Source organism: Pseudoduganella sp., from assembly GCF_041914865.1.
GTDB lineage: Bacteria > Pseudomonadota > Gammaproteobacteria > Burkholderiales > Burkholderiaceae_D > Rugamonas.
The window spans coordinates 19057-41886 of sequence record NZ_JAYSCO010000016.1; the positions used below are offsets into that span (position 1 = coordinate 19057).

A 22830-nucleotide genomic window follows, 5' to 3' on the forward strand; every position below is an offset into this window, starting at 1 on the left:
GAGCATAGCATTCATAATGCTAGGGTCGGTGGTTCAAGTCCACCTATCACCACCAAATTAAGCTACAATGTACGACCGCGGTGATATAGCTCAGTTGGTTAGAGCATAGCATTCATAATGCTAGGGTCGGTGGTTCAAGTCCACCTATCACCACCAGGATTCTTCAGGAAAGCCTGAGCCGGAAACGGTTCGGGCTTTTTTGTTTTGCGCCGACCACCATGAAAATCACCCGACATATCCTGCTGGCGTGCCTGTTTGCCTTGTCCGCTGCGGCAAAGAGCGATGAAATCGATGGCATCCCAGTTTCAAACGATGCCATTTCCATTACCGAATTCTGCATGGCTTCCTGGCCCAGGGATTCCGTCGCCAATCGCGAGGAAGGCGTGGTCGGCCTGATGGTACTCGTCGATATCGACGGTACAGCGGCCGATGCCAAGGTGATTGAAACGAGCGGCTTTCGCAGCCTGGATAAAGCCAGTACCGCAACAGCGCGACTGTGCAAATACGCACCCGCAAAAAAGGACAACTTGCCCGTCAAGGCCTGGTTCAAACTGCAGCATTATTGGACCGCGGGCGCGCCTGCTTCTCCCATCACAAATCACCCCGCTTGCGTTCCTCCGCCGTGGCCACGGGAAGCCCTGCTGAACAATCACCAGGGCGCGGTCAAGCTCCAGTTCCTCGTCGACACCAATGGGGAAATCAAAGATTACGGCATCCTCAAATCGAGCGGCTACGCCCACCTGGATAAAGCGGCGGCCGAAGGGATTGCCAAATGCTGGTTCCGTCCCAAGAATGAAAATGGCCGACCGATCAAGAGCTGGCAAACCATGGAGTACCACTGGACCTTGGAGTAAGCGAGTTTGCGCTAGATCAGCACAGGATTCTACCGCCTCCATAGACTGTCCCAACGGAGGTGACAACCATGGCAGACCTGATGGCCCCAATGGCCCGTATCGTGGCCGAGCATCGCGAGACGATTGTGAACAAGCTGGGTGGCGAGGCGGCGCTGGCGAGGGCGCTGCAGAATGAGCGCGCCGTCGAGTCGGTGGCGGAGGTGTGCTACGCCCTGCTGCCGGGCGTGGTCAGGCTGGCGGTGAAGGAGCCGCAGTTCCGCGCTTTCGTGCTGGCGAACCGCGACCGGGTGACGGCGATGCTGCTGCCGGCCTAGCGGCCGGCAATCTGCGCGAAGCCTTCGCGCAGTTCGTCGGCGTCTTCGGGGCGTACCACGCGCGCGACCTCTTTCCCGTCCTTCAGGAACACCACGGTCGGCCATAGCTTGACGCGGAAGGCGCGGCCCAGCACGCGGCCCGGGCCATCCTCCACCTTGAAGTGCGGGATGTTGGCGTACTCGCGGTAGGCCTCGGCAATGGCTGGCTGGGCGCCGCGGCAATAGCCGCACCAGTTGGTGCCGAATTCCAGCACCGCCGGTCCGGTGAGCGCATCAATGTCAGCCCGGCTGGGCTGCTCTGCTTTGTAGACAGTTTCCATCATGCCCCCACCTTAGCACGGTCTGGCCGGCTTATGCGCCCGGCTGGATGGCGCCGTCGACTACGCGCGGCACCTTCTGCGGGTTGTCGTTGGCCAGGGTCGATGGCAGCGCCCACGCCGGCGCATCCTGGTAGCACACGGGGCGCAGGAAGCGGTCGATGGCGGTGGCGCCGACCGAGGTGGTGCGCGGGTCGGAGGTGGACGGGAACGGGCCGCCGTGCACCATGGCGTGCGCCACTTCGACGCCGGTCGGGAAGCCGTTGAACAGGATACGGCCGGCTTTGCGCTCGAGCGTCGGCAGCAGGCCGGCGGCGATCTCGCGGTCATCGGCGGTGGCGTGCACGGTGGCGGTCAGCTGGCCTTCGACGTGCTCGGCGATGCGGCGCAGGTCGTCGGCGTTGCGGCAGCGTACCAGCACCGAGCTGGGGCCGAAGTTCTCGTCTTCCAGCGCCGGGGTGGAGAGGAAGGTCTCGACGTCGGTGCTGTACAGGTGCGGCTGCGCGGCGCAGGCGGTGCTGCCGGCGCCGCCCTGGGCCAGCAGTTCCACCTTGTCCAGCGCGGACAGCTTGCCCACGCCGGCTTCGTACGATTTGTGGATGCCGGGGGTCAGCATGGTGGTGGACGGCTTGGCCTGCACCGCTGCCGATGCGGCGGCGGCGAATTCGTTCAGCTCCGGGCCTTCCAGCGCGACCAGCAGGCCGGGGTTGGTGCAGAACTGGCCGGAGCCCATGGTCAGCGAGTCGGCGAAGCCTTGCGCGATGCGCGCGGCGCCGGCTTTCAGGGCGCCCGGCAGCAGAAACACGGGATTGATCGAAGCCATTTCCGCGTACACCGGGATCGGTTCCTTGCGCGCCTGGGCGATGCGCACCAGGGCCAGGCCGCCGCCGCGCGAGCCGGTGAAGCCGACCGCTTTGATGGCGGGGTGCGCCACCAGGTCGGCGCCGATCTGCACGTCGCCGATCACCAGCGAGAACACGCCTTCATGCAGGCCGCAGTCGGCCACGGCTTTCTGGATCGCCTTGCCCACCAGCTCGGAGGTGCCGAGGTGGGCCGGGTGCGCTTTCACGACCACCGGGCAGCCGGCGGCCAGGGCGGAGGCGGTGTCACCGCCGGCGACGGAAAACGCCAGCGGGAAGTTGGAGGCGCCGAATACGGCCACCGGGCCGACGCCGATCTTGCGCATGCGCAGGTCGGCGCGCGGCGGCATGCGCTCTGGCAGCGCGGAGTCCAGCGTGGCGCCCAGGAACAGGCCGTCGCGCACGACTTTGGCGAACAGGCGCAGCTGGTTGACGGTGCGGCCGCGCTCACCTTCCAGGCGCGCCTGCGGCAGGCCGGATTCCTGCATGGCGCGCTCGATCAGCTGCGGGCCGAGGTCCAGGATGTTCTGCGCTACCTGCTCCAGGAACTGGGCGCGCTTTTCCAGCGCGGTTTCGCGGAAGGAGTCGAATGCCTGCGCCGCCAGTGCGCAGGCGCGCTGCAGGTCGGCGCTGGTGGCCATGCCGAACGCCGGCTCGATTTCGATATTGCGGGCCGGGTCGGTCGCCTTCATCTGGCCCGCGCTGCCTTTGACAGCGGCTTGGCCGATCAACATTTCACCTGCGATCTGCATTCTTTGCTCCTGGTTGTATTGGGGTTCGGCAGGGCCGAAAGTTTACTTGAATTTGGCGCAAGGGTCTGTGCGCTTTTGCACCGGAACTTTGCGGATTTCGTCATAGCTGCCCTGCAGGCCTTCCGGCTCGACGAAGCCGATGGCGCGCACGTTCAGCCTGGGTTCGATGGCATTCAGCCAGCGCGGCACGCCGATATCCTTGCGCACATGGCCGTTGCCGGCAATGAGCACCACGTCGCGCGGCTGCTGGGCGCGGATCAGTTTGGCCATCCAGATATCGCGCGCCACCTGGGCGTTCACCATCCCTGGCAGCATCAGGTCGGACACCATATTGCAATGGCCTTCCTGGATCGCTTTTTCCTGGCCGCGCCGCAGGTCCGGCGGCAGCGGGTCTTTCAATTTATAGGCGGCCACGGTGGCGGCATCGAAGCTGGAGGCCAGGCCGTCGCGCACCACCTTGGAGGCGTCGGCGCGCGACAGGTTGGCCGCGACCAGCGGCAGGTGGTGGGTCAGCGCCAGCTGGATCACCGGGTGGTAGTACTGCCATTCCCAGCGCTTGCCTTCCATGACCTTGATGACGCAGGAAGCATCCAGGCAGCCCTTCTGCGCGGCGTCCAGCAGGCCCTGGGTTTCGCGGTCGAACTGCTCCATGGCGATCGCCGGGCGCCAGCCCGCTTCCACGCGGCGCTGCAGGTCTTCAAAGCGCAGCTTGTGGCCTTCCTTGTTGTCGTGCACCTCGCCCAGCAGAAGCACCTGCGGGTTGGAGGCGGTGGCGGGGGCCGTGTATTCCACGGTTTTCTTGCTGCTGCATGCGGACAGCGCCAGGGCGGCCAGCAGCAGTGCGATGGTGTTTGACTTCATCGTTGCGTTTCCTCGAAAGCGGCTAGTCTAACAGGGCCGGCCCGGCGCCGCGCTGCTGCAGCAGGAATTCGACCAGGCTGCGCACGCGCAGCGACAAATGGCGCGCGTGCGGGTAGATCAGGTAGAACGGGCGCGTGGTGCCGCCATGCTGCGGCAGCACCTGCACCAGTTCGCCGCTGGCCAGTTCGCGTTCGACGGTAAAACGGTAAGTCTGCGCAATGCCGCCGCCATGCAGCGCCAGCGTGTTCAGGCCGAGGAAGTCCTCGGCGCAGACAATGGCGTCGCCCAGCACCATCTCCAGTGGCTGGCCGTCGCGCACGAAAGTCCAGGGCACCAGGCGCCCGGTGCTGGGCAGCACGAACTGGATGCAGTCGTGCTGCGCCAGCTGCTCCAGCAACTGCGGCGTGCCGCGCCGCGCCAGGTAGGCCGGCGCGGCCACCAGCACCAGCGGCGCGTCTTCCAGCAGGCGCGCGATCAGGCTCGAATCCTGCGGGGCGCGGCCGCGTATCGCCAGGTCATAGCCCTCCTCGGCGAAGTCGATATTGCGGTTGCTGATGTGGACTTCCACCTGCACCTCGGGATACAGCTGGCGGAAGGCCGCCAGCCGCGCCAGCAGGCGGTAATGGGCGTACGGCGTCGGTACGCTGATGCGCAGGCGGCCGGCCGGCGCGGCCTGCTGGCCGGTCACTTCGCGCTCGGCTTCCACCAGTTGCGACAGGGCCTGGCGGCACTGCTCGAAGTACACGCGGCCGCCGTCGGTCAGGCGGATCTGGCGCGTGGTGCGCACGAACAGGCGCACGCCAAGACGCTCCTCCAGGCGCGAAATGGAACGGCTCACCGCCGCCGGCGTCACGCCGGCCTTGGCTGCCGCCGCGGTAAAACTGCCCTGCTCCGCCGCCAGCACAAACAGCTCGATGCTGCCCAGCTGCATATCGTCAAAATGCCGCTGCATTTATTACCCCATGTATCAATTCAATTACTCAAAGCCTGATTTATCCACCTCGAAGTCATAAGTATAGTGGCATCACCTTAACTGAACCATGGAGTTCGAAATGAGCAAGACTGCAATCGTGACCGGCGCTTCCAGCGGCCTGGGTTTCGCCATCGCCAAAGCCTACCTGGCACGCGGCTATAACGTGGTGGGCAACGCCCGCACCATGGACCGGCTGCAAACCGCCGCCGCCCAGCTGGGCAATCCGGCCAACTTCCTGCCGGTGGCGGGCGACATCGCCGCACCGGCCACCGCCAAAGCCCTGTTCGCGCAGGCGGCGGCGCGCTTCGGCAAGGTGGATATCCTGGTCAACAATGCCGGCATCTTCATCGCCAAGCCGACCGTCGATTACACCGAAGCCGACACCGACGCCATCGTGGCGACCAACCTGAAGGGCTTCCTGTTCCCGGCGCAGGAAGCGGTGCGCCATATGGAGGCGCATGGCGGCGGCCATATCGTCAACATCACGGCCAGCCTGGGCGTGACCCCGGCCAAGGCCACGGCCCTGCTGCCGGTGCTGATCAAAGGCGGCCTGAACATGGCGACGCGCGCCCTGGCGCTGGAAGTGGCCGGCAAGAACATCAAGGTCAACGCCGTGGCGCCCGGCATCATCAGCACCCCGCTGCACAGCAAGGACGCCGCCACCCAGGAATTCCTGAAAGGCCTGGTGCCGACCAAGCGCATGGGGTCGGCCGAGGACATTGCCGACGCCGTGCTGTACCTGACCGATTCCACCTTCATTTCCGGCCATGTGCTGACGGTGGACGACGGCGCCGCCGCCGGCAACTGGTAAGGAGAGCGCCATGCCCTACGTGAACATCAAGGTCACGCGCGAACGCGGCGGCCCGACTGCGGAACAGAAAAGGGAACTGATCGTGCGCACCACCCGCATGCTGCAGGAAGTGCTGGACAAGGACCCGGCCACCACCTTCGTCATCGTGGACGAGGTGGACACCGACAACTGGGGAGTAGGCTACGAGTCGGTGACCGAGCGGCGCGCCCGGGGCGGCTAGCTTACAGCCCGCACACGCTGTGGATACTGGTGAACGACACACCACCGACAATGGCGCGGCCAATGCAACTGACCTTCTGCCAGCCATTGTCGGACACGGCAAAACCGCCGATCACCAGGGCCACCACCACGGCGCCGAGGATCAGGGTGCCTCTTAGCGTATCATTAATCTTCATTGCTTCTGTGACAAATTTGCGAACACACGATTCTAGACGCTGATGGCGCGCGCCGCCAAGGCGCAACCGGGCAATAGTCGCGTAATTCCAACTATGTGCAGGCCAGGGCGTGCAGCTTGCTGATCGTGGTCCAGCTGCGCGAGGTGACCGCATCGCCCAAGGCCTTGCCCATGGCGGCGGCGGCGCGGCTGGCCAGCACCCCGTCCGGGCACCAGATGTAGGCGGCGTGGCGGCCCAGGGCAAACGCTTCCGGCTGCCAGCTCAGGTGCGCCAGCGGCTCCAGCTTGCAGCGGTCTTCTTCGGGTTTGCTGAGCACGCCCACCACCAGGCGCGAATGGTCGCTGGCCACGCCCTGCAGGCTGTTCTGCGCGACGATTTCGGCCAGCTGGGCGGCGTCGATCACGGTGACCTTGGCCGGCACGCCCAGCTTCAGCACCAGCGCATCCTGGATGCGCGCCGCGCAATCGGCTGCCTCGGCCGGGCTGCAATCGAACACCACGTTGCCGCTGTTGAGCAGGGTGCGCACATCGCTAAAGCCCATCTCCGCCAGCACCTGGCGCAAATCCGCCATGGCGATGCGCTTGGCGCGCCCCGTGTTTATCCCGCGCAACAAAGCGACCAGGCGTTGCTTGCTCATGACCATCCTCCCTGCATGGCGCCAGTATGCGGCAGCTGGCGCGCCGGCGGCGCTCAGCTTGCAGTGGGGGCGTGCAGGGGGGCGTCCGGATGGCGCTCGGGGCCGGTGTCGCTCGGCGTTTCGCGCGGGATGCGCAGCACGAAGCTGGCGCCCTGCCCCAGCGTGCTGGTCACGGAAATGGTGCCGCCGAACTGCTTGACGATCAGGTTGAAGACGATGTTCAGGCCCAGGCCGGTGCCGCCCTGGCCGCGCCGCGTGGTGACGAACGGGTCGAACACCTTGTCCAGCATGTCGGGCGCAATGCCCTTGCCGTTGTCCACCACCTGCATCTCGATCCAGTCGCCGTCCGGCACCACGTTGATGTTGATGTTGCCGGCGCCTTCCGGCTCGAAGGCGTGCTCCACGCAGTTGAGCGTGAGGTTGGTGATCACCTGCGCCAGCGCGCCCGGATAGCTGTCGAGCATGATGTCGTCCGGGCAGTTGATCTCGACCACGATGCGGGTTTTCTTCAGCTTGGGCTGCAGGCTGGACACCACCTCCCCGATGTATTCCTTGAGTTCGAAGCGGCGGCGCGCCTCGCTCACCTGGTCCACCGCGATCTGCTTGAAGCTGTGGATCAGGTGCGCCGCGCGGTAGGCATTGTTCATGATCAGGCGCGCGCTTTCGCCCGCCGTTTCTATGTATTTCTGGATTTCCGATTTCTTGACCTGGCCCGACTTCATCGATTCGTCGACCGCCGTGGTGGCATCCATCAGCACCGAGGCGCTGGTCAGCGCAATGCCGACCGGGGTATTGATCTCATGCGCCACGCCCGCCACCAGCGAACCGAGCGACGCCAGGCGCTCGGCCTGCAGCAGCGATTCCTGGGTGCGCTGCAGGTCGTCCAGCGCCTGCGCCGTTTCCTGCGCCGAACGGCGCGCCTGGTCCTCCGCCTCGCGCGTGCGTTTGATGATCGATTTCACCTTGCGCTGGATGGCGTTAAAGCCGCGGATCACATCGCCCAGTTCGTCGCTGCGTTTTTCCGGCAGCTCTTCCACCTCATCACTGCCGCGCGTGGCCAGCTCGAACAGACCGTCGCGCAGCTTCTTCAGCGGATCGAACACGATGCGCAGCGACAGCGCCAGCGCCACCACCAGGATCAGGTCCAGGGTCAGCACTTCCACCACCTTGCGCCGCACTTCGGCCGCCAGCGTGGCGTCGATCTGGGCCCGGCTGAAATTGACCACCACGCGGCCGACGATGACCGGTTTCAGCGCGCTGCCGGCGGCGCCCGCGTCGCGGTAGGCCAGGTCGGCCACCACCGGCGCGCCGGCAATCGTGGTTTCGGATTCGATGGGAACGATGGAGCCGTCCTCCTGGCGGCGCTTGCCCGAGAACAGGCCGACCGAGGTGTCGTAGACGCGGATCGCCACCAGCTCGGGCGGCAGCATTTCGGCCGCCACGATATTGTCGACCTTGGCCTTGTCCAGGTCCCACAGGGCGGAAGGCAGGCTGGTTTGCAGGCGGGTCAGCACCCCCTCGCGCAGGCGCTGGTTGGCCACTTCCAGTTCATGGCCCAGGCTGTACTGCGCATAGGTGCCGGAAATGCCCAGCACAACGGTGACGATCACCACGAACAGTGCAGTCAACCGGCCTTGGATACCAAACATTCACTCCCTCCCCATATTCCCACCAATGTACGGGAAGGAGTGTCGCTTGGCAAGATTTTAAGGGTGATGCCACGCCAGCACTTTGGTAAGATTGGATTTGCTTACCAGGAGAACCAGAGAAATGACGGCCACCTACCGCCACCTGCCGCTGGCCGAAGTCCAGCCCGGCATGGTGCTATCCGACGAACTGCTCGACAAGCAGGGCCAGGTCCTGCTGCCGGCCGGCACCGTGCTGACGGAAAAAATGCTCGAACGTATGCCGGGCCACGGCATCGAATCGCTGGCCGTCGCCGATGAGACGCCGGCCGACCCGGTGCAGCTGGCCGCCCAGCGTGCCGCCCAGCTGGAACGGATCGGCGTGCTGTTCCGCCGCCACGCCCCCGACAACAGCGACGACTGGGCCGCCAATGCCCTGCGCGCCCTGGTCACTGATTTCCGCGTAGGCAAGGAGACTGCATGAGCGCGCCGCTGACGTATGACGATGTGGTGAAAAACCTGGACGACCTGCCCTCGCTGCCGGTGGTTGTGATGGAGCTGCTGAACAGCATCGACCAGGAAGAAGTCGATATCGCCGTGCTGGCCAAGAAGGTCTCGCATGACCAGGCCCTGACCGCCAAGACGCTGCGCCTGGCCAACTCCTCGCTGTTCGGCCTGCAGGTCAAGGTGACCACCATCCAGCAGGCCATCACCTTCCTCGGCTTCCAGAGCACGCGCAACCTGATCACCGCCGCCGCCGTGACCGGCTGCTTCGCCGACAAGCTGTGCCCCGGCTTCGACCACCGCAGCTTCTGGCGCCACTCGATCGCCACCGCCGCCTGCGCCAAGGTGCTGGCGCGCCATGTGCGCTTCAACCAGGATTACGCCTTCACCGCCGGCCTGCTGCACGACATCGGGCGCCTGGTGCTGGTATCGAGCTTCCCCGAGCTGTATGCGGAAGTGATCGCCTACCAGAAAGAGAACGATACCTATGCGCTGGAAGCGGAACGCGTCGTGCTCGGCATCGACCACGTCGAAGCCGGCCTGGCGCTGGCGGAGCATTGGAATTTTTCGGACACGATGCGGCTGGCGATCGCCGGCCACCACGAGCCGGAGAAGCCGGGCGCCGGCTTCCTGGCGACGATTATCCACGTGGCCGACGCGGTGGTGCATGCACTGGACCTGGTGCAGAAACCGGACGACATGGTGCCGCCCGTTTCCACCGTGGCCTGGCAGGCGCTCAACCTGAGCGAAGAAACCTGCATGCACCTGTTCCGCGAAACCGAACTGCAGTACGAAGAGATCGCGATGGTGCTGCTGGCCTGAGGCCAGCCCGCCGGCTCAGTGCGCGCTGGCTTGCGGCATGCCGTTCTGGGCCGAGGCGCCAGCCGGCTTGTCCTCTGGTTTCGGACGGCCTTGCGCGTCCGACAGGCGGTACTTGGTGCGACGGTCGCCCATCAGGTCGCGCAGTTCGCGGATGCTCATGCCTGTGACTTCGTGCATGCGGATCAGCAGTGAAGCGCCCACCGGCAGGCGGTGGTGGCGGATCTTGCTGATCACGGGCGGGGCGACTTCCAGCATGCGCGACAGCGCAGCATCGTTTTTCAATTGCATTTTGCCCAGCAGGATATCCAGCAGGTGGTTCGGGTTGTAGCTTTCCTGCGATGCGAGAGCGTGGTGTGCCATGATGAATCCTCTCTTGACAGTGGAGTGTTGAGGAAGGGCCGAGCAGTGTTGATAAATTCTCATGCTGCACTGCGGGGCGAGCCTTGTTCAACATCAAGACTTAGCGATGATTTCGCGAAAATCTTGACAACAATGCCATTTCAACACAGTCATTATTCCTGTGTCGCACGAAAGAACCTCACGGAAATAGTTACACCGAAACTTCAGGCTGTAACGGAAATGATGCTGCCGGGCGCCGGGGTGCCGGGCGTGGGACGGTTGGCCTGGGCATTTTGCGCCAGCAGGTCCTGGCGCGTCAGGAAGTCCTGCTGCTCGGCGGCACGGGCTTGCTCGGCGGCCTGGGTTTCCTGGCGCCGGGTGGCGGTCTGCTCGGTGCGCTGCGCCTGCTGCTCACGGATGCGCTGCTCCTCCTGGCGCAACTGGCGTTGCTCAGCCACGCGGCGCTCGTTGGCGGCATTGTCGACCTGCTGGAAATTGGGGGTGGTCGGCCCTACTCCATTGACAGCCATGACAGTTTCTCCGGCAAAGTTGCTTATTTAACTCTAGGACTCCACGGCCCTGATTTCAAGGGCGGCGCCGCGATTTACGGTAAACTTGAGGGTATGCAGAAAAAAGTATTTATCAAAACCTTCGGCTGCCAGATGAACGAGTACGACTCGGACAAGATGGCAGACCTGCTCGGCGCGTCCGAGGGACTGGTACGCACCGAATCGCCGGAAGACGCCGACGTGATCCTCCTCAACACTTGCTCGGTGCGCGAAAAGGCGCAGGAGAAGGTGTTTTCGGACCTGGGCACTTTCAAAAAACTCAAGCAAGCCAAACCTGAACTGGTGATCGGCGTGGGCGGCTGCGTCGCCTCGCAGGAGGGCGAGGCCATCGTCAAGCGCGCGCCGCTGGTGGACGTGGTGTTCGGCCCGCAGACGCTGCACCGCCTGCCCAGGATGATCGAACTGCGCCGCCAGTCCGGCAAGCCGCAGATCGATATCAGCTTCCCCGAGATCGAGAAGTTCGACCACCTGCCGCCGGCGCGCGTGGAAGGCGCTTTCGCCTACGTCTCCATCATGGAAGGCTGCTCCAAATACTGTTCCTACTGCGTGGTGCCCTACACCCGTGGCGAGGAAGTGTCGCGCCGCTTCGAGGACGTGCTGACCGAGGTCGCCGGCCTGGCGGCGCAGGGCGTGAAGGAAGTCATGCTGCTGGGCCAGAACGTGAACGCCTTCCGTGGTGAAACCGCCGACGGCAGCGTGGCCGATTTCGCCATGCTGATCGAATACGTGGCCGAGATCCCGGGCATTGAGCGCATCCGCTTCGTCACCAGCCACCCGAAAGAATTCACGCAGCGCCTGATCGACTGCTACAAGAACATCCCGAAACTGGCCGACCAGTTGTACCTGCCGGCCCAGCATGGCTCCGACAAGATCCTGGGCGCCATGAAGCGCGGCTACACGGCGCTGGAATACAAGTCCATCATCCGCAAGGTGCGCGCCGTGCGCCCGAACGTGGTGATATCGTCCGACTTCATCGTCGGCTTCCCCGGCGAGACGGACGAGGATTTTGAAGCCATGTACAAGCTGGTGCAGGACGTCGACTTCGACAACAGCTTCAGCTTCATCTTCAGCAAGCGCCCCGGCACTCCGGCCGCCAACCTGGCCGACGACACGCCGGCCGAAGTGAAATCGGCCCGCCTGCAGCGCCTGCAGGCCCTGTTCGATGAAAACACCAAGCGCCACAGCGCCGCCATGGTCGGCCAGACCATGCAGGTGCTGGTGGAAGGCCCGTCCAAGCGCGGCGGCAATGAACTGCAAGGCCGCGCCAGCAATACCCGCACCGTCCACTTCGACGGCGGTGCCAATGCGCAAGCCCTGATCGGCCAGATGGTCAGCGTGCGCATCACTGAAAGCCTGGATTACTCCCTGCGCGGAGAAGCGATACTTTGAAAACCAAAACCCCGGTGCAACCGCACTACTTTGTTCCAGAACCGCTGGACAACACGCGCCTGGCCCACCTGTGCGGCCCGCTCGATGAGAACCTGCGCCAGATTTCCGCCGCGCTGGATGTGACCATTTTCCGCCGTGGCGAGAAGTTCATCGTCAGCGGCACCAATGCCGAACGCGCCGTCGCCATCCTGGAGCGCTTCTACGAAGTGGCCGACAAGGTGGTGCCGGTGGAGGAAGTGCAGCTGGCCCTGGTGGAACAGCGCGCCAGCGAAGCGCCGGACGACTTCGGCCCGAGCGAAGAGGAACCTCCCTTCCACGAACCGGACATCACCAGCCCGCAGCTGAAGACGCGCCGCCACGATCTGCGCGGCCGCACGCCGCACCAGATCCGCTACCTGCGCAACATCCTGGAGCACGACATCAGCTTCGGCGTGGGCCCGGCCGGCACCGGCAAGACCTACCTGGCGGTGGCCTGCGCCGTGGACGCGCTGGAGCGCGACGCGGTCAAGCGCATCATCCTGACCCGCCCTGCGGTGGAAGCGGGCGAACGCCTCGGCTTCCTGCCGGGCGACCTGACGCAGAAAGTCGACCCTTACCTGCGCCCGCTGTACGACGCGCTGTACGACCTGCTCGGCTTCGACCGCACGCAGAAGATGTTCGAGAAAGGCGTGATCGAAATCGCGCCCCTGGCCTATATGCGCGGCCGCACGCTGAACCACGCCTTCGTCATCCTGGATGAAGCGCAGAACACCACCGTGGAACAGATGAAGATGTTCCTGACCCGCATCGGCTTTGGCAGCAAGGCCGTGGTGACGGGCGACGTGACCCAGGTCGACCTGCAGAAACACCAGAAGTCCGGCCTGGTCGACGCCACCCACGTGCTGCGCAATGTGCGCGGCATCGCCTTCAGCCACTTCTCCAGCGCCGACGTGGTGCGCCACCCGCTGGTGGCGCGCATCGTCGACGCCTACGAAAAATCGCAGGAAGCAGCGGCCGAAGTCGCGCCCCTGCTGCAACCCGTGAAACCTGCCGCCGTAAAGGCCGTTCGCAATGTCCGAAAAAAATAAGCTGACCCTCTCCGTCCAATACGCCGACCCGCGCCTGCAGGAAGAAATCACCCGCCCGATGATCCGCAAATGGGTCAAGGCCGCCCTGTTCGCGCCGGCCGAGCTGACCATCCGCTTCGTCGATGCGGAAGAAGGCCAGGAGCTGAACCGCGACTACCGTGGCAAGGACTACGCCACCAATGTGCTGACCTTCGCCTACAACGAAGGCGAAGACATCGCCGAAGACGAACCGACGCGCGCCGACATCATCCTGTGCACCGACGTGCTGCAGCGCGAAGCGGCCGAGCAGAAGAAATCGGTGGAAGAACACACCGCCCACCTGATCGTGCACGGCGTGCTGCACGCCCAGGGCTACGACCACGAAGACGACGAGGAAGCGGCCGAAATGGAAGGCCTGGAAACGGAAATCGTCACCGGCCTCGGCTACAAAGACCCTTACTAGCATATTAGTTGCCGCACGGATTCCAACTGTGTGGCACGAAAAATTCAGCTCTGCTATTGTTTGCGTTTTGATAATTTCCACGCAGACATATCATGAGCACCGACGTCCTGGCCCAGGTCTATGGCGCCCTTGCCCAGTTCGCCAGCGAAAGCCGGCTGTACGAGCTCACCCTGGAGCAACAGGGTGACTACGGCGCCGGCGGTTTGCTGGTGGAAGCGTTCTACTCCGACGACAGCCTGCAAGAGATCCTGGCGCGCGACATCATCGCCCTCTCGACCAGTGCCACCATCCGCCCCGCCGACCTGCTCGGCCAACGCGCCACCCTGCAAGCCAGCCTGGCCGACGGCAGCCGCACCAGCTTCCACGGCCTGGTCAGCCACGCCGCCATCCTGGGCAGCGAAGGCGGCTTCGCCCGCTACCGCCTGCGCCTGTCGTCCTGGCTCTGGCTCGCCACGCAAACGCGCAACAGCCGCGTATGGCAGGACAAGAGCGTGGCCGACATCGTCGATGCCGTGTTCGCCGACTACGCGCCCTACGCCGACTGGCAATGGAGCGACGACGCGCAAGCCCTGCTCAACGCCATCCCGCCGCGCAGCTACTGCTGCCAATACCGCGAGTCCGACTACGACTTCGTCCGCCGCCTGCTGACCGAAGAAGGCATCGCCTGGCGCCACCAGGACGGCGAGGACGGCCAGACCCTGGTGCTGTTCGCCGACAGCAGCCAGCAATCGGCCACGCCGGAAGACGCCAGCAGCGCCGCCGGCCACGGCCTGCGCTACCACGCCGCGCGCGCCGGCGAACAGTTCGACACCATCCAGGCCCTGCACACCACGCGCCAGCTGGTGAGCGGCGCGGTCGCCGTCATCAGCTACGACTACAAAGCCAAAGCCGCCGTCAGCGCCAGCGTGCCGACCCGCATCAACGACCTGGGCAAGCACGCCCACCAGCCGGAAAGCTTCGACTACCCCGGCCAGTACTTCTACGCCAGCGGCGCCGAAGCCGAACGCTACGCCACCCTGCACATGCAGCTGCACGAAGCGCGCAGCAAACAAAACCAGGGCCGCTCCACCGTGCGCACCCTGCGCGCCGGCACCCGCTTCGACATGCTGCATGGCCCGCTCGCCAAGGACGGCGAAGCCGAGACCTATGTCGTATTGCGCGTGCTGGGCGTCGGCGTGAACAACCTGCCGGCCACCGCCAAGCGCGGCCTGGCCGAACTGTTCGGCCCCATCCCCGAGCTGCTGGAAGAACTCAGCGCGCGCACGCACGAGCTGCCGCCCGACTTCCGCAGCACAGTGGAAAAAGCTTCCTCCAGCGGCTACGCCAACAGCTTCGCAGCCCTCGCAGCCGACGTGCCATGGCGGCCCGCCCACCACGGCGGCGAAGGCCGCCAGCACGCCAAGCCAACCGCCATGGGCAGCCAGAGCGCCATCGTCGTTGGCGAAGACGGCCAGGACCGCCCGCAAGGCGGCAAGGAAATCCACTGCGACCATTTGGGCCGCGTGCGCATCCGCTTCCACTGGCAGGAAACGGCCGACGCCACCTGCTGGGTGCGCGTCGCCCAGCGCTCCGCCGGCGGCGGCATGGGCAGCCAGTTCCTGCCGCGCATCGGACAGGAAGTGCTAGTGCAGTTCCTGGAAAACGACATCGACCGCCCCATCATCATCGGCGCCCTGTACAACGGCCAGGGCGAAGGCGGCATCGCCCCCACGCCCGGCGGCCAGACCGCCGGTGAAGCGCAGCAACCGTTCACCAGCGCGCACGACCACGCTCCTTCCGGCCAGGGCAACACCGCCGCCGGCAACAGCCCGGTATGGCACGGCCTTGCCGCCGGCAGCGGCGACCACCGCAACGCCTCGGCCCAATGGGGCGTGCGCAGCAAGGAATTCGGCGGCAGCGGCTACAACCAGCTGCTGTTCGACGACACCGACCAGCAAGGCCGCATCCAGCTGCGCAGCACGCAATCGGCCACGGAGCTGAACCTGGGCCACCTGCTGCACAACGCCGACAACTTCCGCGGCAGCCTGCGCGGCCAGGGCGCCGAACTGCGCACCGACGCCTACGGCGCCGTGCGCGCCGGCGCCGGCCTGCTGGTCACCAGCTACAAGATCGCGCACAGCGCCGCGCAACGCGAACCGGTGGGCGACAACACCGCCGGCATCGCCATGCTCAAGCAAGCCGTCAAACTCGGCGAAAGCTTCCACGACGCCGCCACCAAGCACAAGACCGTCGGCCTGACCGCCCACACCGGCCTGCCCGACGCCAAGGACGAAGAACCACCACTCAAGCAACTGCAAACCGCCGTCTCCGGCATGGTCGCTTCCGCCGGCGTGGATGCCGCGCTGGCCGATGCCGGCGAGCGCAGCACCGCCGCCGGCAAAGGCAAGCTGCCCCACACCGTCGACCCGATCATTGCCATCTCCGCCAAGGAAGGTCTGTCCATGAGCGCAGCGCGCGATGTGCAGTTTGCAGTCGGCTCCGTGGCCACGGTGATGAGCGGCAGCGACACCCAGCTCGCAACCGGCGGGCAGCTGCGCGTGCACACCATGGAAGCGATCGGCATGCTGGGCGGCGCGGTCAAGCCCGGTGCGCAGGAACTCGGCATGCAATTCATCGCCGCCCGCGACAACATAGACGTGCAAGCGCAGGCCGGCACGCTGGATGTGATGGCGCGCGATGTCGTCAATGTGAAAAGCTCGAACGCCCATATTGATTGGGCATCGGCGAAGAAGATCAGCCTGTCCACGGCGGGTGGAGCAAACATCACCATTGATGGCGGCAATATCACGGTGCAGTGCCCGGGCAAGATCGAGATCAAGGCGGGTAAGAAGTCGTTCGTCGGCCCGGCTGCTAATGAGTATCCCCTGCCTAGGTTGCCTAAGTCAGAAACTAAACCAACGCCGATGAAGTTTGACCTGATGATGACGGCCTTACCCGGACCGATGGCAACGCCTCTAGGCCAATACGATTGGAAAATCGTACGAGCCGGTGGCTCAGCCCGCGATCGTGTCATCGTCCAAGGGCGCTCCGACGATCAGGGCAAGTTGAAAATGACGCCGGCACAGGAGCTGAGGCTATCTGTCGCCGTTGCGCGCTGGCCAAACGATCTTTTGTTGATCGGTCCCGGCATAGCACGACCTTTCGATTTGTACCAGGAGAAAGAAGATTGGTCGCGTAACGAAAAAATTTTGCATGCCATGGCCGCACTCGACTTTTCTGACGTACCTCGCACTCATATTGCGACAGACCCCAGCGCACGAGAGCGATCTCGCGCAGGCGAAGAGCTTGGCGAGGTCAGTACATACGACTTTTTCCAGAAATTGAACGATCAAGCATGAGCAAGCCAATCACTCCGGTCGCCATTCGCGATAAAGATCAGACCAAGGTTGTAGGCCAGGTCGCAAGTCACGCCGAAACCCACCGCCTCGACGTCGTGGACAAGTCAGCGTTTGCCGATCTCAGTTATGGGAACACGGTCAAGTGCTTTACTACGGGCGTGGAGTACTACGACGACTTTTACAATGCGCTAAAAGGCGCGAAAAAGCATGTCTTTATCGCTGGCTGGCAGGTTGACTGGGACGTCGAGATAAAGCCTGGTGAACGCCTGCTTGATCTTCTGCGAGAAAAGATCCTGGCCTCGGAAAACTTCCGGGTCTTTGTCATGCCATGGATGTCTCCGAAAGTAGGGGTGGACACTGGGGACCTAGGTACGATGCTGGCGATTTTCCAGCTCAATGCCGGACGAAAAAACCTTCAGGCATTGTGCTGCCCATCCGCGACACAATGCGACTATCGTGGTATCGAACGGAGCATGTTCAGCCATCACCAAAAACTGGTCGTAATTGATAACGAGATCGGCTACGTCGGAGGAATCGACCTTGCGTATGGACGGCGTGACGATGCCAAGTTTTCCCTCGACCCGGGAAAGCGCCGGTTTAAAGAACGGTACAACCCTGGCATTCCCCCGATGCGTGCAATTACGCCGAAAGATGGTCGCTGCCTTAGCGCGATGGATCTGCTCAGTACAACTTTCACTTTCGGGGCATGGAATAAAGGGGGTAACACTGAACCAGGTGCGTTGCGCCGTTTGCTGACCCAAGCGATGGATCAAGCGGATCGATTATCACTAAGTTATGTGGAAACATTGAACCTTCCGTTCTATCTGAGCCTAAGAGCTGGACGTGCAATAGCACCGCACGGGGCCGCGGCCGTTAAAGCAGGTGTTAAGGCCGGAGTCAATGCCGCGAATGCAACTGCCGACGTCGCGATTGACGCGGCAAACGCTGTGAGTCGCCAATGTGCCGCAATGCAGACACCGGACCTCTATAACGGTGTGCGTCAGTACAAAGTTGGTCAGCAACCAACTTCTTCAATTCCTAATGCTCTGCGCGACGCGGAAAAGGATATCCGCGCTGAGTGGAACGCGGTCTTTGAGCAAATTCCCGAATTTTTGGCGCCGCTGAGAAGGCTGCGGGTAAGCGAAACACCATCATCAGACGTACCAGGGCAATTAGAAAGATTGGAACGTAATGCTCGCACCAAAGCAAACTTGGTCGTGGATTACGCCGCTGACGGTGCCGGCGCCGTCCAACGCGGCTTAGAGTCGACACGCCAAGTCTGCGTTGAGATTGGACCCGCAACGGCACAAGGTGTCGGGCAGGCCAAAGCAACTGCGCGGGCCGCGGTTGAGCAGGTCAACGAATATCAGAAGTTGTTGATCGATGGCATTAATAACCTCCGTGCTGAGTTTGGAAAGCAACTGGCTAAGGTGGGAGAACAAATACGCTTGGGCATCACCAACGGCGTAAGCGATATTTCGCAAGACTTTATGGAAAGCTGCGTTGAAGCGTACAGCGAATTCTGCAAGAACGTGTACGCCTCGCAACTTTGCGTGTCATGGTATGCCGCAGCCGCCCACCCTATGCTGTTCGATCGTGCCACCAAGTCGGCAACTGACGCGGTTTTAGCGGACGATCAGCCTCGTCAACCGTGGCAGGACATTCATTGCAGAATCGAAGGGCCTGCAGTGGATGACTTGGTTCGTAATTTTGTTCAACGCTGGAACGCTAGCAATACCAGCTACTTGGCACCGCAAAAAAAAGAAGGTAGCCGCGAATCCATCACCCCGATGGGCGAAGCTCGACGGCTGACGAAGAAAATCATGCTTAAGAATATTGCCTTGATGGGTAAGGAGTACCTTCCTCCGCCGCGTATCAAAAGTACTGGTGCGCCAACTGGGGTAAGGGTTCGTGTACTTCGCAGCGCACCTTTGAAGATGTGCAAGCAAGAGGCGAAGGTGATGAATAAGCGAGCACCTACTAAACCTCAGCACGAGATACAAGACGTCATGATTTCGCTGATCAAAAAAGCAACTGACTTCATCTATATCGAGAATCAATTTTTTCAGACAGAGTTCGGCGAACCATCTATAAACCCTTGGTCTCCCGAGGGTGTGCGGCAGATGTCTGCCCCCATGAGACACATGATTTCCTCTCTGACAGCCGAGCTTTCTGCGCGAATTACCAGTACCGGCGGAGCACCAAATCAGCGCACGCTTCCAGTAAATGGCATTGGCGTAGCAATCGCCGACCGCATCGCAACCGCAATATGGTTAGACCAACCCTTCCATGTTTACATGGTGCTCCCCGTTCATCCGGAAGGAAAGCTATCGGACTTGGCAATTGCAGGACAAATCCATTGGACTATGCAGAGCTTGGTTTTTGCAGAACTTAGCTTAGTGAATCTGGTTCGATGTGCCATAGCTGCCAAGAAGATCTGCAAGCGCCCTATGGACATAAACTCCTGGAAGCAGGCGTTGACGGCAGCTACTCAGAAAGACGGCATAGATAGGCCACTCGACAGAGTCCCCGATGCCGAGTGGCAAAAATATCTGACACTGCTGAATTTACGAAACTGCCAACGGATTGGGGGGAAGGTTCGTACAGAGCAAATCTACGTTCACAGCAAACTGTTGATAGTGGACGATAGACACATTGTCATGGGGAGTGCAAACATCAACGACCGCAGCTTGAATGGCGACCGTGACTCTGAAATTGCAGTACTTCTACAAGATACTGCAACAGAAAAGAAAACAATTGGTGATGCTGTCACGACGGTCAATACGCTTGCAAGGAATTTGCGGGTTGATTTATGGAAGAAGCATTTGGCACTCCTTGGAAATGGGAACGATATCGTCCATCCAGCCTCACATATGCTCGAATTAATCGAACGTCCCGCTTCACGAAGCACGATTAAAGCTATACAAAAGTTGGCTTTCGATAATGCCGAGTTCTATAAGCAGACTTTCCCGTTTGTTCCCTGGAGCGTCAACGCAACATCTCCGAAAGAACGTGCGGGATCATCGCTATGGCCTACGTTCCAAATGGGAGCTTCAATCAATACAGTCACGTCTGCAGCTAAACGTATGCCTTTTGATGAGGCATTCTGGGCGGGAAAAAGCCACGGGGATGCCGCGCCAAAAAAAATTAGCGGCTTCTTTACTGCATTGCCAACGTATTGGACAATTAATGAGAATAACCAACCAGGTAATATGAGCACTGCACTATTAACCTGGAACAATGAAGAGGCCTTCGGTGATACAAGAGTTGCTTAAGTTCCGCGTTGCTCGTACAAGCGTTAGCGTGCATTCATGCATACTACTAACACTTACTCTTTCTGCATGCACGAATGGCGTAGAACCATCTGGGGCACTAGCAGAACAAGTTAACCGTTCAGATTGGGAGACTGTTTGCCTCGGTCATTTGACTATGCAGTTACCTGCGCATACGACTTTCGGTGCACACCCGGTCGAGTTAGGCTCGGTAGCGAAGCTTGAGGGAATCGGGAATGGTGACTTTGGCGGATGGCTCCGATACGGTGGAATGGAAGTTACAGAGAGTACTCCCAATCCTGCCAAAGGATTGCGAACAGTTCAAACACAAGCGATCGCTAAAATTCCAACTTCGGAGGAATACGAGCTTAGCATCAAAGCTCGGCGAGACGAAGTTCGGAACTGGCAAGAGAATGTCGCCGAATCAAACGATGACATCGCGAGAAGCGTCCTGAGAGATAAGCAAGCAGCACTAGCCAACTCCATCACGGCATCTCGTGTCTCGGGAGAGGCGAAGGTAAACGGTTTGAACGAATTTGCAATTCGAAGGAACAACGAATTCATCGTAGGATTTCGCGATGATGTAGACAGCAGGATACGCGTCTTCAGTGGTCAACTCACGTCACTTGAGCCTGCAAATCCGAAAGCGGCTGCGCTACAGCTCCAACAGCTGCGCAAGCAGTACCAAGTGCGCCTGCCGAGCACGATTCCATCGTCTCCAGGATTTTGTACCGCGTTTGGCTTTCTCAATGAACCATCACAACCAGTTAAAGAGTTCGAGTTCCGTCTACCAATTCAACTGAGCCAATATCCCAACCTGGTTTTTTACATCGAAATGACACCCGGCCAACTAGTCAATCCCAACGAGTCAAAAGGCATCTTCGATAAGAACGCTGTTTACGCAATGATGACTCCGAGTGGAGTGAAGAAGCGCCATGGCCCCCATTCCGTAAAAATTCTTGGTATGCACGGCACAAAGATCGCGCGCGAATATGGACCAATTTGCTCCAAAGAGGGGGGCTGCGCTCCTGCCGACAGAGCTTATGCTTTTCAGGCTGAGCTTCCCGGCGAGGAAGGTCGTGCAGACCGCCCTCGCCTGACTCTTCACATGAGTGCTTTGTATGCTAATGTTCCCGAGAAAAGCGAGACGTCGAAAGAGCCAAGAAGGTGGAGCGCTGAAGCTGAGCTGGCAAACCCTGCACTGACGGGCCATACGCCCCCACCCTTTGAAGTAGGGAAAGCAATCTTCGAACGAGTCTTGAACTCTATACACGTTCGCCCGGGTGCCTTTGCAATCAGCGAAAATCGTACATACGCTCAAAAATGATAATACTCCGCCAAGAATAGAGTCTCTCTTCTCTGTCGATTAGCTGAAGGAGACCCTAACAGGCTACATGCCCACTCAATCAGAGCGGATCATGGCCGACCAAATTCACGGCCGCAAAGTGCGCACGAAACCCAAACGGATCATGATATCCAGGCCTTCCTCCAGCACAGATACATCCGATTGAGAGCGTTCAACCTGCGGACTTCCCCCAACATTCACTTTGTAAACAGGACGACTAAGCGTGCCTTACCGAGGTCTGTCAATCACTTTGGCGCGGAGGCTCTATGCCACACTCACATTGGTACTTCTCGGCGCATGTTCAAATGTAGAGTCACCGACAGAGTTGGAAGTTGTTGGCTACAACCATAGCGCAAGAGGAATTTCAAGTTTCGCCGTGGCGGTGGGTACTTCTGAACGCGAGGCAGGTTACATCGGGCCGGGGCAAGGAGGGGGATCGAATTTCTGTTGCGTTGCTGTTCCCAGCCAATGGACTCCTGGGCTGAAAGCCAAAGTGACACTGATGCGCCTCGATGGGTCGAACTATTCGACATCGGAGCAAGTGGTGGAGATTCCAAAATACGGCAAAGGTGACAATGCATTCTTTGCGGTGCATTTCCTGCGGGATGGACGGGTTAAAGTTTTTGTGACCTCCTACACCCTATGGCACAAGAATTATCCATTGAAGGGAAAAGAGGCAGAGATGAAACCTGGTGAGCCCATCGAAGTTATCAATTGAAGTGCTACAGCCTGCAAGAGGTCCCGGCGCGCGACATCATCGCCCTCTCGACCCGCGCCCCCATCCGCCCCGCCGACCTGTTCGGCCAGCGCACTACCCTGCGAGCCAGCCTGGCGGCCGGCAGGCGCACCAGCTTCCAAAACTTGGTCAGCCACCCCGCCATCCTGGGCAGCGAAGACGGCTTCGCCCGCTACCGCCTGCGCCTGTCATCCTGGCTCTGGCTGGCCACGCAAACGCGCAACAGCCGCGTGTTGCAGGACAAGAGTGTGGCCGTCTTCGCCGACTACGCGCCCTACGCCGACTGGCAATGGAGCGACGACGCGCAAGCCCTGCTCAACGCCATCCCGCCGCGCAGCTACTGCTGCCAATACCGCGAGTCCGACTACGACTTCGTCCGCCGCCTGCTGACCGAAGAAGGCATCGCCTGGCGCCACCAGGACGGCGAGGACGGCCAGACCCTGGTGCTGTTCGCCGACAGCAGCCAGCAATCGGCCACGCCGGAAGACGCCAGCAGCGCCGCCGGCCCTGGATGGAAGTCTGCCCTGGCCCGGGTAAGAACAAACGAGCTATCGCTGCAGGAAGCAATCGAAAGTATGGAACAATCTATCGAGATCAGTTAAGAACGG

The 22830-nt window shown here is 61.6% G+C and carries 23 protein-coding genes and 2 tRNA genes (1 of these 25 only partly in view); 16 read left to right on the top strand and 9 right to left on the bottom strand.

The features are described from left to right. The 4 genes from ACE3TQ_RS10010 to ACE3TQ_RS10025 all read left to right on the top strand — a co-directional run. A tRNA-Met gene (locus ACE3TQ_RS10010) sits at positions 1 to 55 on the top strand; it begins 122 nt to the left of the window's first position. Between the two features lie 24 nt (positions 56 to 79). Next, a tRNA-Met gene (locus tag ACE3TQ_RS10015) sits at positions 80 to 156 on the top strand. Positions 157 to 218: 62 nt separating this feature from the next. Continuing rightward, positions 219 to 854, top strand: a complete 636-nt coding sequence (locus ACE3TQ_RS10020; protein WP_374581989.1) for an energy transducer TonB — start codon at positions 219 to 221, stop codon at positions 852 to 854. 68 nt (positions 855 to 922) lie between these two features. Next, positions 923 to 1168 (top strand): hypothetical protein, encoded by a 246-nt coding sequence (locus ACE3TQ_RS10025; RefSeq protein WP_374581990.1) that lies wholly within the window; start codon positions 923 to 925, stop codon positions 1166 to 1168. On the opposite strand, the gene ACE3TQ_RS10030 is transcribed toward ACE3TQ_RS10025, so the two are convergent. From ACE3TQ_RS10030 to ACE3TQ_RS10045, 4 genes are read right to left on the bottom strand one after another with little or no spacing between them, the layout of a single operon-like run. Next, on the bottom strand, positions 1165 to 1488 hold the full coding sequence (locus tag ACE3TQ_RS10030) for a thioredoxin family protein (RefSeq protein ID WP_374582057.1): 324 nt from the start codon (positions 1486 to 1488) through the stop codon (positions 1165 to 1167). The two genes, ACE3TQ_RS10025 and ACE3TQ_RS10030, sit on opposite strands and share 4 nt — an antisense overlap. A 31-nt stretch (positions 1489 to 1519) precedes the next feature. Further along, positions 1520 to 3097: an aldehyde dehydrogenase (NADP(+)) gene (locus tag ACE3TQ_RS10035; RefSeq protein ID WP_374581991.1), complete on the bottom strand. Its 1578-nt coding sequence runs from the start codon at positions 3095 to 3097 to the stop codon at positions 1520 to 1522. A gap of 42 nt (positions 3098 to 3139) precedes the next feature. After that, a complete protein-coding gene (locus tag ACE3TQ_RS10040; RefSeq protein WP_374581992.1) occupies positions 3140 to 3958 on the bottom strand; it encodes a ChaN family lipoprotein in 819 nt (272 codons plus the stop codon). 22 nt (positions 3959 to 3980) lie between these two features. After that, entirely contained in the window at positions 3981 to 4910 is a 930-nt protein-coding gene (locus ACE3TQ_RS10045) for a LysR family transcriptional regulator (protein ID WP_374581993.1), read from the bottom strand. A gap of 100 nt (positions 4911 to 5010) precedes the next feature. On the opposite strand from ACE3TQ_RS10045, the gene ACE3TQ_RS10050 reads away from it, so the two are divergent. Further along, on the top strand, positions 5011 to 5742 hold the full coding sequence (locus ACE3TQ_RS10050; protein ID WP_374581994.1) for an SDR family NAD(P)-dependent oxidoreductase: 732 nt from the start codon (positions 5011 to 5013) through the stop codon (positions 5740 to 5742). 10 nt (positions 5743 to 5752) lie between these two features. Next, positions 5753 to 5962, top strand: a complete 210-nt coding sequence (locus tag ACE3TQ_RS10055) for a 4-oxalocrotonate tautomerase family protein (RefSeq protein WP_374581995.1) — start codon at positions 5753 to 5755, stop codon at positions 5960 to 5962. Between the two features lies 1 nt (position 5963). Here ACE3TQ_RS10055 and ACE3TQ_RS10060 read toward each other — a convergent pair whose 3' ends face one another. From ACE3TQ_RS10060 to ACE3TQ_RS10070, 3 genes are all read right to left on the bottom strand, one after another. After that, positions 5964 to 6137, bottom strand: coding sequence for a hypothetical protein (locus ACE3TQ_RS10060; protein ID WP_374581997.1), 174 nt, complete (start codon positions 6135 to 6137; stop codon positions 5964 to 5966). 91 nt (positions 6138 to 6228) lie between these two features. Beyond that, positions 6229 to 6774 (bottom strand): DUF1697 domain-containing protein, encoded by a 546-nt coding sequence (locus ACE3TQ_RS10065; RefSeq protein ID WP_374581999.1) that lies wholly within the window; start codon positions 6772 to 6774, stop codon positions 6229 to 6231. A gap of 53 nt (positions 6775 to 6827) precedes the next feature. Further along, on the bottom strand, positions 6828 to 8423 hold the full coding sequence (locus tag ACE3TQ_RS10070) for a sensor histidine kinase (protein ID WP_374582001.1): 1596 nt from the start codon (positions 8421 to 8423) through the stop codon (positions 6828 to 6830). A 121-nt stretch (positions 8424 to 8544) separates the two neighbouring features. Between ACE3TQ_RS10070 and ACE3TQ_RS10075 the strand changes: the two genes are divergently transcribed. Together ACE3TQ_RS10075 and ACE3TQ_RS10080 are read left to right on the top strand one after the other, a co-directional pair. Continuing rightward, positions 8545 to 8883 carry a hypothetical protein gene (locus tag ACE3TQ_RS10075; protein ID WP_374582002.1) on the top strand — a complete coding sequence of 113 codons (339 nt, stop codon included), beginning with the start codon at positions 8545 to 8547 and terminating at the stop codon, positions 8881 to 8883. Beyond that, positions 8880 to 9725: an HDOD domain-containing protein gene (locus ACE3TQ_RS10080; protein ID WP_374582003.1), complete on the top strand. Its 846-nt coding sequence runs from the start codon at positions 8880 to 8882 to the stop codon at positions 9723 to 9725. Before ACE3TQ_RS10075 ends, ACE3TQ_RS10080 begins: the two co-directional genes overlap by 4 nt. Before the next feature lie 15 nt (positions 9726 to 9740). Here ACE3TQ_RS10080 and ACE3TQ_RS10085 read toward each other — a convergent pair whose 3' ends face one another. Together ACE3TQ_RS10085 and ACE3TQ_RS10090 are read right to left on the bottom strand one after the other, a co-directional pair. Then, on the bottom strand, positions 9741 to 10085 hold the full coding sequence (locus ACE3TQ_RS10085) for a hypothetical protein (protein ID WP_374582004.1): 345 nt from the start codon (positions 10083 to 10085) through the stop codon (positions 9741 to 9743). Between the two features lie 203 nt (positions 10086 to 10288). Then, positions 10289 to 10594: a hypothetical protein gene (locus tag ACE3TQ_RS10090; protein ID WP_374582005.1), complete on the bottom strand. Its 306-nt coding sequence runs from the start codon at positions 10592 to 10594 to the stop codon at positions 10289 to 10291. A 93-nt stretch (positions 10595 to 10687) separates the two neighbouring features. Between ACE3TQ_RS10090 and miaB the strand changes: the two genes are divergently transcribed. The 8 genes from miaB to ACE3TQ_RS10130 all read left to right on the top strand — a co-directional run bounded on the left by miaB (position 10688) and on the right by ACE3TQ_RS10130 (position 22824). After that, positions 10688 to 12022, top strand: coding sequence for a tRNA (N6-isopentenyl adenosine(37)-C2)-methylthiotransferase MiaB (gene miaB, locus ACE3TQ_RS10095; protein ID WP_374582006.1), 1335 nt, complete (start codon positions 10688 to 10690; stop codon positions 12020 to 12022). After that, complete coding sequence (locus tag ACE3TQ_RS10100; RefSeq protein WP_374582007.1) at positions 12019 to 13089, top strand: PhoH family protein; 1071 nt, start codon at positions 12019 to 12021, stop codon at positions 13087 to 13089. The genes miaB and ACE3TQ_RS10100 overlap by 4 nt, the downstream gene beginning before the upstream one ends. Next, positions 13073 to 13531, top strand: coding sequence for an rRNA maturation RNase YbeY (gene ybeY, locus ACE3TQ_RS10105; protein WP_374582008.1), 459 nt, complete (start codon positions 13073 to 13075; stop codon positions 13529 to 13531). Before ACE3TQ_RS10100 ends, ybeY begins: the two co-directional genes overlap by 17 nt. Positions 13532 to 13623: 92 nt before the next feature. After that, a complete protein-coding gene (locus ACE3TQ_RS10110) occupies positions 13624 to 16869 on the top strand; it encodes a type VI secretion system Vgr family protein (protein WP_374582009.1) in 3246 nt (1081 codons plus the stop codon). Then, positions 16866 to 20144: a phospholipase D-like domain-containing protein gene (locus tag ACE3TQ_RS10115; RefSeq protein ID WP_374582010.1), complete on the top strand. Its 3279-nt coding sequence runs from the start codon at positions 16866 to 16868 to the stop codon at positions 20142 to 20144. Before ACE3TQ_RS10110 ends, ACE3TQ_RS10115 begins: the two co-directional genes overlap by 4 nt. Before the next feature lie 268 nt (positions 20145 to 20412). Then, a complete protein-coding gene (locus ACE3TQ_RS10120; protein WP_374582011.1) occupies positions 20413 to 21468 on the top strand; it encodes a T6SS immunity protein Tli4 family protein in 1056 nt (351 codons plus the stop codon). A gap of 343 nt (positions 21469 to 21811) precedes the next feature. Next, positions 21812 to 22204 carry a DUF3304 domain-containing protein gene (locus ACE3TQ_RS10125; protein ID WP_374582012.1) on the top strand — a complete coding sequence of 131 codons (393 nt, stop codon included), beginning with the start codon at positions 21812 to 21814 and terminating at the stop codon, positions 22202 to 22204. Beyond that, positions 22201 to 22824 carry a contractile injection system protein, VgrG/Pvc8 family gene (locus ACE3TQ_RS10130; protein WP_374582013.1) on the top strand — a complete coding sequence of 208 codons (624 nt, stop codon included), beginning with the start codon at positions 22201 to 22203 and terminating at the stop codon, positions 22822 to 22824. Before ACE3TQ_RS10125 ends, ACE3TQ_RS10130 begins: the two co-directional genes overlap by 4 nt. Positions 22825 to 22830: the final 6 nt, after the last annotated feature.

What these genes read in the sequence shown, in the direction of transcription:
- ACE3TQ_RS10020 (WP_374581989.1), top strand. Translation starts at nt 219, where the DNA reads ATGAAAATCACCCGACATATCCTGCTGGCGTGCCTGTTTGCCTTGTCC.
- ACE3TQ_RS10025 (WP_374581990.1), top strand. Translation starts at nt 923, where the DNA reads ATGGCAGACCTGATGGCCCCAATGGCCCGTATCGTGGCCGAGCATCGC.
- ACE3TQ_RS10030 (WP_374582057.1), bottom strand. Translation starts at nt 1,488, where the DNA reads ATGGAAACTGTCTACAAAGCAGAGCAGCCCAGCCGGGCTGACATTGAT.
- ACE3TQ_RS10035 (WP_374581991.1), bottom strand. Translation starts at nt 3,097, where the DNA reads ATGCAGATCGCAGGTGAAATGTTGATCGGCCAAGCCGCTGTCAAAGGC.
- ACE3TQ_RS10040 (WP_374581992.1), bottom strand. Translation starts at nt 3,958, where the DNA reads ATGAAGTCAAACACCATCGCACTGCTGCTGGCCGCCCTGGCGCTGTCC.
- ACE3TQ_RS10045 (WP_374581993.1), bottom strand. Translation starts at nt 4,910, where the DNA reads ATGCAGCGGCATTTTGACGATATGCAGCTGGGCAGCATCGAGCTGTTT.
- ACE3TQ_RS10050 (WP_374581994.1), top strand. Translation starts at nt 5,011, where the DNA reads ATGAGCAAGACTGCAATCGTGACCGGCGCTTCCAGCGGCCTGGGTTTC.
- ACE3TQ_RS10055 (WP_374581995.1), top strand. Translation starts at nt 5,753, where the DNA reads ATGCCCTACGTGAACATCAAGGTCACGCGCGAACGCGGCGGCCCGACT.
- ACE3TQ_RS10060 (WP_374581997.1), bottom strand. Translation starts at nt 6,137, where the DNA reads ATGAAGATTAATGATACGCTAAGAGGCACCCTGATCCTCGGCGCCGTG.
- ACE3TQ_RS10065 (WP_374581999.1), bottom strand. Translation starts at nt 6,774, where the DNA reads ATGAGCAAGCAACGCCTGGTCGCTTTGTTGCGCGGGATAAACACGGGG.
- ACE3TQ_RS10070 (WP_374582001.1), bottom strand. Translation starts at nt 8,423, where the DNA reads ATGTTTGGTATCCAAGGCCGGTTGACTGCACTGTTCGTGGTGATCGTC.
- ACE3TQ_RS10075 (WP_374582002.1), top strand. Translation starts at nt 8,545, where the DNA reads ATGACGGCCACCTACCGCCACCTGCCGCTGGCCGAAGTCCAGCCCGGC.
- ACE3TQ_RS10080 (WP_374582003.1), top strand. Translation starts at nt 8,880, where the DNA reads ATGAGCGCGCCGCTGACGTATGACGATGTGGTGAAAAACCTGGACGAC.
- ACE3TQ_RS10085 (WP_374582004.1), bottom strand. Translation starts at nt 10,085, where the DNA reads ATGGCACACCACGCTCTCGCATCGCAGGAAAGCTACAACCCGAACCAC.
- ACE3TQ_RS10090 (WP_374582005.1), bottom strand. Translation starts at nt 10,594, where the DNA reads ATGGCTGTCAATGGAGTAGGGCCGACCACCCCCAATTTCCAGCAGGTC.
- miaB (WP_374582006.1), top strand. Translation starts at nt 10,688, where the DNA reads ATGCAGAAAAAAGTATTTATCAAAACCTTCGGCTGCCAGATGAACGAG.
- ybeY (WP_374582008.1), top strand. Translation starts at nt 13,073, where the DNA reads ATGTCCGAAAAAAATAAGCTGACCCTCTCCGTCCAATACGCCGACCCG.
- ACE3TQ_RS10110 (WP_374582009.1), top strand. Translation starts at nt 13,624, where the DNA reads ATGAGCACCGACGTCCTGGCCCAGGTCTATGGCGCCCTTGCCCAGTTC.
- ACE3TQ_RS10115 (WP_374582010.1), top strand. Translation starts at nt 16,866, where the DNA reads ATGAGCAAGCCAATCACTCCGGTCGCCATTCGCGATAAAGATCAGACC.
- ACE3TQ_RS10120 (WP_374582011.1), top strand. Translation starts at nt 20,413, where the DNA reads ATGGAAGTTACAGAGAGTACTCCCAATCCTGCCAAAGGATTGCGAACA.